The organism is Endozoicomonas sp. ALC013 (assembly GCF_049310205.1).
In the GTDB taxonomy this organism is placed as follows: Bacteria; Pseudomonadota; Gammaproteobacteria; order Pseudomonadales; family Endozoicomonadaceae; genus Endozoicomonas.
The window spans coordinates 1-7,295 of sequence record NZ_JBLYNS010000190.1; the positions used below are offsets into that span (position 1 = coordinate 1).

4 protein-coding genes are annotated in these 7,295 nt (G+C 54.3%); all 4 read right to left on the reverse strand.

From position 1 onward, the window contains the following. On the reverse strand, positions 1–391 hold a 391-nt coding region (locus ACO6V1_RS21495), incomplete at its 3' end, for a DUF6931 family protein (RefSeq protein ID WP_422468450.1). A 2-nt stretch (positions 392–393) separates the two neighbouring features. Next, a complete protein-coding gene (locus tag ACO6V1_RS21500) occupies positions 394–2,544 on the reverse strand; it encodes a type VI secretion system Vgr family protein (protein WP_422468452.1) in 2,151 nt (716 codons plus the stop codon). Between the two features lie 20 nt (positions 2,545–2,564). Beyond that, positions 2,565–4,628: a hypothetical protein gene (locus tag ACO6V1_RS21505; protein ID WP_422459736.1), complete on the reverse strand. Its 2,064-nt coding sequence runs from the start codon at positions 4,626–4,628 to the stop codon at positions 2,565–2,567. 22 nt (positions 4,629–4,650) lie between these two features. Next, the coding region (gene tssH / locus ACO6V1_RS21510) for a type VI secretion system ATPase TssH (protein WP_422468454.1) at positions 4,651–7,295 on the reverse strand (2,645 nt) is incomplete at its 5' end.

A 7,295-nucleotide genomic window follows, 5' to 3' on the forward strand; every position in this document is an offset into this window, starting at 1 on the left:
AGAACACACCCTGGGCCAGCCAGCCACAGGCATTATCCAACCCGGCCTGTTGCGCCATGATGTCTGCCAGACGACGATGAGTTTCTATCGGTTCCTGAAGCCATCGCCTGACCACATCGAGTGCCTTCTGCTCCGTTTCCGATAGCGGGATACCGGCCTTTTCAATGCATAAATATCCCCACCAGATACACTCAACGGCCAGCAGACTGTGGCTCAGAAAGATGACCAGTTCCTGATGCATTGTTTCCCCGGCCAGACGATTGATAAACGCCACCGGTGTCAGGGAAGGATCTACCCATTTCTGAAAAGCACGATCCTGTTCATAGCGCTGTAGAATGTCTGTGGCCAGGGGTTGAGGGATTTTTTTCAGGCTCGGTTTGGTCACTAACATAGTCAATTAATTTTCACAATGGCACCGGAAAGATCGACCATCGCCCCGGCTTTTACAGCGGTCATACCGTTGCCCTTGATATTAACCAGCGTGCCCTTAAGCTCAGCATTGACAACACCTTCCACCGCTGCGCTGACCCCGCCCTTCACCGTTGCTGAAACTTTGCCGTCTATGTTCACCTGTACCCCCGAGATCTCTACCCCCGATGGTGACAGGGTGACCGTGCTGGGACCACATTTGATCTGCACCGAACTGCCAGACAGGCTGATACTGCTGGCCCCGACACTGAGCTTGATGGCGGTTTTGCCTGTGGCACTGATATTGCCGGCATCCATATCAAGACTGCCGGTGGCGCTTTCTGAGATACTTCCCTTGCTGGTGATATTCACATCGCCGGTACTTCGGGTATCCGTTGCACCCCGAACCTCAAGGCTGTAGCTACCATCCGTTTTCTGCTGGTAATTACCGGCAGTATCCAGCATGCAGTCTGCCCGGGTCCGGGTGGTGATATTCCCGGTGACTTCCGTGAGTTGCTCGCCCTCTATCTTATGGCTGTCGTTTTCCTTGACGGTTCTTTCCGATGTTTTCTCCACAAGTGTCGTATCTTTACCTTTGATCACACGGCTATTGTCGTTTTTGATCAGGATGGAACGATCTTTTTCCGCCTGAACATACATCAGTTCTTCACCCTTGTGGCAATTGAAGCGCAACTCACTGAAATTATCGGCTCCCCCTTTTGGCAATGATTTGAGTTTTATCCCCTGTTCCATACCGGATTTGTAGGGCTGACGTCGCTGACCATTATAAACTGTGCCCACAACCACAGGCCGGTCCGGATCATGATCCAGAAAACTTACCAGCACCTCATCACCCACCCTGGGGGTAAACTGGCAACCAAAACCATCCCCGGCCAGAACCTGGGCAACCCTTATCCAGCAGGAGCTATTCTGATTGGCCTGCCCCTCCCGGTCCCAGTGGAACTGGACTTTTATCCGGTGAAACTCATCCAGGTAGACTTCATCCTTTTCAGGCCCAACGACAGTGGCACTGTGCAGTCCGGGCATAGGCGGCTTTGTTACAGCCTGCCTGGTTTGCCAGGGGGTTTTCAGGGGAATACAGGAAAAACCGTTGCTGTACTCCAAACTGCGCCCGTCTTCTGCCGTCACCATGACATGATTGACCAGCCTGAGCAGGTAGTGTTGCTGTTCCTGACTGTCCGGGTGATGTTTCAGGGCAAAGGTTGTCCCTGCCGCAAACCCGGTCAGGGTACTTTCTCCCTCCACTTCACTGAGCCGGGTATCCAGCGCCTCCTGACGTTTCTCCACCACTGCCCCGCCCTGTTCCCGGCTGGCAAAAGCGCCGGGGTAAAAATACTGCTGCAACCGTCGGCGATGGGGCATGCTTTGCTGGCTTTTGACTTCATCAGTCAATATTGGCCACCCCGTGGTCATATTGTAATCTGCTGACTGTACCGAGCCCGCCACCATCCAATAACCGTGGACCCAGCGGGTAATGGCCCGCTCCAGCCGGGTACTGTCCACAAAATATTCAATATCACTCTCCCCGCAGTCACTGAACACCCGGTTCGTTTCTCCGACAACCAGCTGATGTCGGCCATTATCCTGCCTGAAATAATAGAACCAGCCCCGCGCAGCGATCAGCCGACAGATAAAATCCCAGTCACTTTCATTGAACTGAACACAGTACTCAAGGCGACTGTCGTTATTGGTTTTCAACTGAAGATCCGATTGAAAATCATGTTCACGACAGATCGCAGTAATAATGTCAGCGGTCTTCTGTTGTTGAAAAATACGACAATTGGTCCGCTGCTGGAGAAACCAGCACCAGGGGGAAACCAGCAATTCATAGTGAAGGTAGCCCCGACTGGCCATCAGGGCTACCTGGCGAACCTGGACACAATACCCATGAAAATACCTCTGCCGGACACGGTCTGAACCTCTGCCGGGCTGATAGCAGAACGTGATTTGCTGCCCCAGCAACCCAGTTTCTGACAGTTTCCTGGCCAGAATCACCGCGCGGTGCTGAAAAAGGTCATCCAGCTGTTCGCTGCTGTGCAGCTCTGAGACAATCCACTCATCTCCCTGTTCCGAGCGGGCAGTCAAAGGCCGGGCATGTATCTCAAGGTCTTTCATTGGCTAACTGTCCGAAAGATTCAAGCATAAGCAAGCTGCCCGGTCTTGATATCCCTTTTAATAACGTCAAAAGCAATGCATTCCCCGGTCTGCAGAGTCTTTTTCAGTCCGGCATAATCCTTTGCCGCCCGCAAAAGAGCCGTCATATCCTCTGCCACAACCTGTTTCTTACGCTCTCCCCGGACTGTTTTACTCTGCAATACCGTCCCGTCATCCTTGGTTATCTGTTCAGTGGCGTATTGAAAATATTTCGACTGGGCATTGCCGACAAACCCCTCAACGGCATTGATCTCATTGATCCCCATAACATCCCCGTAACCATTAAAACCGGGCACCCGTGCTGCCCGTTTCTGTACCGCATCGGCCTCCAGGTCAAGATTACTGACCAGGGCTACCATACGACCACGACAGTCCATATAGACCTGACTCAACTCGGCATCTGAAGCCCTGTCATTCAGAAATTGAGCAAAGGTGATCAGCCGCCGGGTATGCACAGAACCGGGGTTGTAGTGCTTCATGGTTTTTGCCAGTTTCATCAGGGCCGGCATGGCAATGGCGTCATACCCCACCAGCAGAAGGCCTCTGGGAGAAATGATGCAGCTGGCGCTGATACTGGAACCTACCCCCAGCGTGGCCCCGGCTGAGGTGTCAAAGCTGACTTCATCGATGGACGCCTTTGCTGCCAGTTTTGCGGCTATGCCGACCCCGAATGACATCGACTCCCTGGCCTGCAGGGTAAAGATATTCACCCCCCTGCCGGGGTGTTGCAAAGCTACTTTCTGCTCAGAACCAAACTCAAAGCCGGCAAACAGTTTGCCCCCGATATCCATCCCTACCCCCTGGCCATTGACGAAGCACTGCAGGTTGCCCGCGGCAATACCACCGGCAAACAGGTCGCCACCCAGTTCCACTTCCGCCATCTGGCCAACGGTCACACTGCCCTGTCCATTCATCACGACAGCGAGGGAAACCTCCCCTTCAAGATCGGCTTTAAGTCCATGAAATCCCCGGGTAGCTGACGTAGAATTTTCGATCAGGTCAGTCTCCACAGCCGATTCCTGATAATTGTTCACCACTCCTGCGGTTGTCCCTGCACTGCCCCCGGCCCTGGCGTGAACTTCAGCACTGCCACTGGCGTGGACTTTTACCATGTCCAACTCACCACCCAGCAGACGACGAAGGTATTCTCCTTTGACCTTACAGGAGTAGGTCAGTTCATAATCAATATCTGCCCGCAGACTGGCCTCAGCGCCAATGCCTGCTGCCGCACTGGCCCTCAGCTCATCCATTCGGGCTGCGCCAGACGCATGACCGGAGGCCTGACCACTGGCTTGCAGGTTACCTTTCAGGGATTGTTTCAACCGGCCCTGCTGCCACTCCTTTTCAACAGACAAATCAGCACTGCCAGCGGCCGATACCGATGCCTCACTTTGTGCACTGCCCTCGGCCAGCCCGATAATCCCCTTGCCAAAGCCGGTGGTGGTGCTCCCGGCACTGCGTGCTACCGAGGTGCTGCCCTGGTACATCCCCACCGTGTTGGAGTTCCATTCATACCAGGTGGTCCAGTCCGTATCCACCTCCGTCATATACTGGTCATGGACCCTTGCGGCACTGGCCGCCAGCAGCTCGTAGCGGAGCCGGGAAACCGCCAGTTCCGCCAATGTCCAGGAGTGGTCGGTTTTGTCTTTTTTGATAATGTCCAGAAGATCAATTTTATTGGTGATAATCCGGGTTGCCAGGGTATTGCGGATCATGCGCTTGACCCTGGTCTGTTCCACGGGCGATGGCTGGTAAGCGGCCAGATGTTCAGGAAAATTTCGACTGGCACAACCCACCAGGATTTTCCATTTGGGGTGCGCCAGTATTTTTCTGGGGTCCGTGGTCTGGAGTTCACCTTCCAATGTCGTATAAACAGTATCAACCGCTTCCTGAAAGTGTTCGACACGGGTAGCTTTCTGATAGCCAAACAGCTTTTTCTCGCCCATCTCCCGGGTCCAGCCGTCAACCAGCTGCTCAAAGAGTGAATCATTGATATTAATCAGCTTTCTGGTGGGACCCAGTTCCAGCAATTCGGTGAATCTCATGGTGGCTGTACCTTACTCACGCCTAACCAATGGTATAAACAATCCGCTGGTTATCCAGCCCAACGGTAACTGAAGCAATGTGTTTACCCTCTGCCATAAAGGCCAGACATTCCGCCGCCAGCTGCGGCATCAGGTTCCTGTTGATCTGTTGCTCGATAGCCCGCGCACCGATCTGTGGATTGCTGTGCCATTGCACCAGCTGCTGAACCACGGCATCATCCACCCGCAGACTGGCACCATATCGGCTGGCCAGGTTGTGCTCTATCCTCCCCAGGGCCAGACGACAGATTCTGGTCAGATCACCTTCGTTCAGAGGCAGATAGGGAATAATGGTTACCCTGCCCAGAAAGGCCGGTTTGAAATAGCGCAGCAGTTCATCATTGATGGCCGCCAGAATGGTATCCCTATCCGGAATACCTTTACCCTGCCGCTGAAACTGAGCCACCAGGTCGCAGATTAACCCGTCAGCGGCATTGGCAGTCATAATGATAATGGTCTGGCAAAAATTCACTTCCCGCCCCTCACTGTCCGTCACACGGCCCTTATCAAAGACCTGGTAGAAAATATCGTGGACACCGGGATGAGCTTTTTCCATTTCATCCAGTAACAATACTGAATATGGACATCGTCGTACGGCTTCGGTCAGTACACCACCTTCACCATAGCCCACATAACCTGCCGGGGCTCCCAATAACATTGAGACTTTATGTTCCTCCTTGAACTCGGTCATATTCAGTACGGTCAGATTCTGTTCACCGCCGTAGAGCTGATCGGCCAGGGCCAGGGCTGTTTCTGTTTTTCCCACACCAGAAGGACCGCACATCAGGAAAACCCCCACCGGCTTGCGTGGATCTGATAATCCGGCCCGGCCAATACGGACACTTTGGCTGATCCCTGAAATGGCATCGTCCTGACCAACCACCCGCTGGCACAGGTTCTGTTCCAACAACATCAGTCGTTCAATTTCATCCCTGAGCATGTCGCCTGCGGGAATGCCAGTCCAACCGGATACCACTTCCGCCACGCTGTCGGCATCCACCCGGGCAAACACCAGCGGCCGATCCTTACGGCAGGCCTCAAGTTCCTGCTGTAACGCACTGAGTTTATTCAACTCTTCTGTTGCCACCGGCACCTCGTTGGTTAACAACTGCTGATCCACCCGGGCCGACAGGGGAAGTATTTTTGCCACTATCCCCTGTTCCTGCCGCCAGCGTTGTTCCAGCACCTCACCCTCGGTTTTTGCGGTTGCTATTTCCTCCTCCAGCAGGGCAATGCGTTCAGCCACCGCTGCCCCGATCACCCGGTCTCGTTGCAGCTCCCGGAGTTCACTGGTCAGGGCCTGCTGATGCTGGCGCAGGCGCTGCAATTCAGCGGGGGTGGTATGGCGGGAAAGACTCACCCGGGAGCAGGCAGTATCCAGCAGGCTGATGGCTTTATCGGGTAACTGTCGTTCAGGCAGGTAGCGGATCGACAGTTGCACAGCGGCCTGCACCGCGTCCTCATGAATACGCACCAGGTGATGTTTTTCCAGCAGTCGGGCCATCCCACGGGTCATCCGGATGGCACTGGTTTCGTCCGGCTCAAGTATTTTCACCGGCTGAAATCGGCGGGCCAGGGCCGCATCCTTGTCAAAATATTGTTTGTATTCCGACCAGGTGGTGGCCGCAATGGTTTTAAACTCCCCCCGCGCCAGGGCCGGTTTCAGCAGATTCGCCGCATCATTCTGACCGGCAGCACCACCGGCCCCCACCAGGGTATGGGCTTCATCAATAAAGACAACAATGGGATGATCGGACTGCTTGACTTCATTAATGACATCCTTAAGCCGGTTTTCAAACTCCCCTTTAATACTGGCACCAGCCTGAAGCAACCCCAGGTCAAGACTGAGAATTGTCACTCCCTGCATAGTTTCCGGCACATCACCCAGCACGACCTGCTGGGCCAGCCCTTCCACCACAGCGGTTTTACCGACGCCGGCATCGCCCACCAGGATCGGATTGTTCTGCCGGTGACGACAGAGAATATCAATGATCTGCCGTATTTCCCGGTCACGGCCAATAATGGTGGGGGACCTATTGCTTAATGAACCGGATTCTTCCAGAGCCACACGGGCGGCATCGGTCATATTGATGGTGTATTTATCCAGTGCTGACTGACTGCCAGGCGGTGCCCTTCCCTGTTTATCCGGCACTTCCGGTTGCCGGGCCAGGCTTTGCAGTTTTTCCCTGGAAATTTTCCCCAGCTCCCGGGTGAACTGGGTCTCTGTCAGGGTAAAACTATCTTTGGCCAATAGCGCCAGAATCAGGTGGTAAGAGGTCATGGTATTCTGCTGGAAATTCACCGACGCCAGCAGCCAGGTATCCTGAATCAGGCTCACCGTGGTTTGGGCCAGGGCCGGGGTGGCTTGATAGCCTGTGTTAAGTCGATCCAGCCGTTGCTCCAGATCATCCACGATCACTTCCCGGGCCAGCTGCTGGCTATGGATAATCCGATCCATATCACGGCCCGGTTCCCGGAACAGTTGCAGCAGCCAGTGATCCGGTTCAACCGTCTGATGCCCACGGTGAACACAGAGTCCGGCAGCCATTTCCAGAGCCTGGCGCAGCTCCGGTGATAAATGACCAACCAGGGTTTTCAGTTCCACCTGTTGCATAAATCGAACCCTTG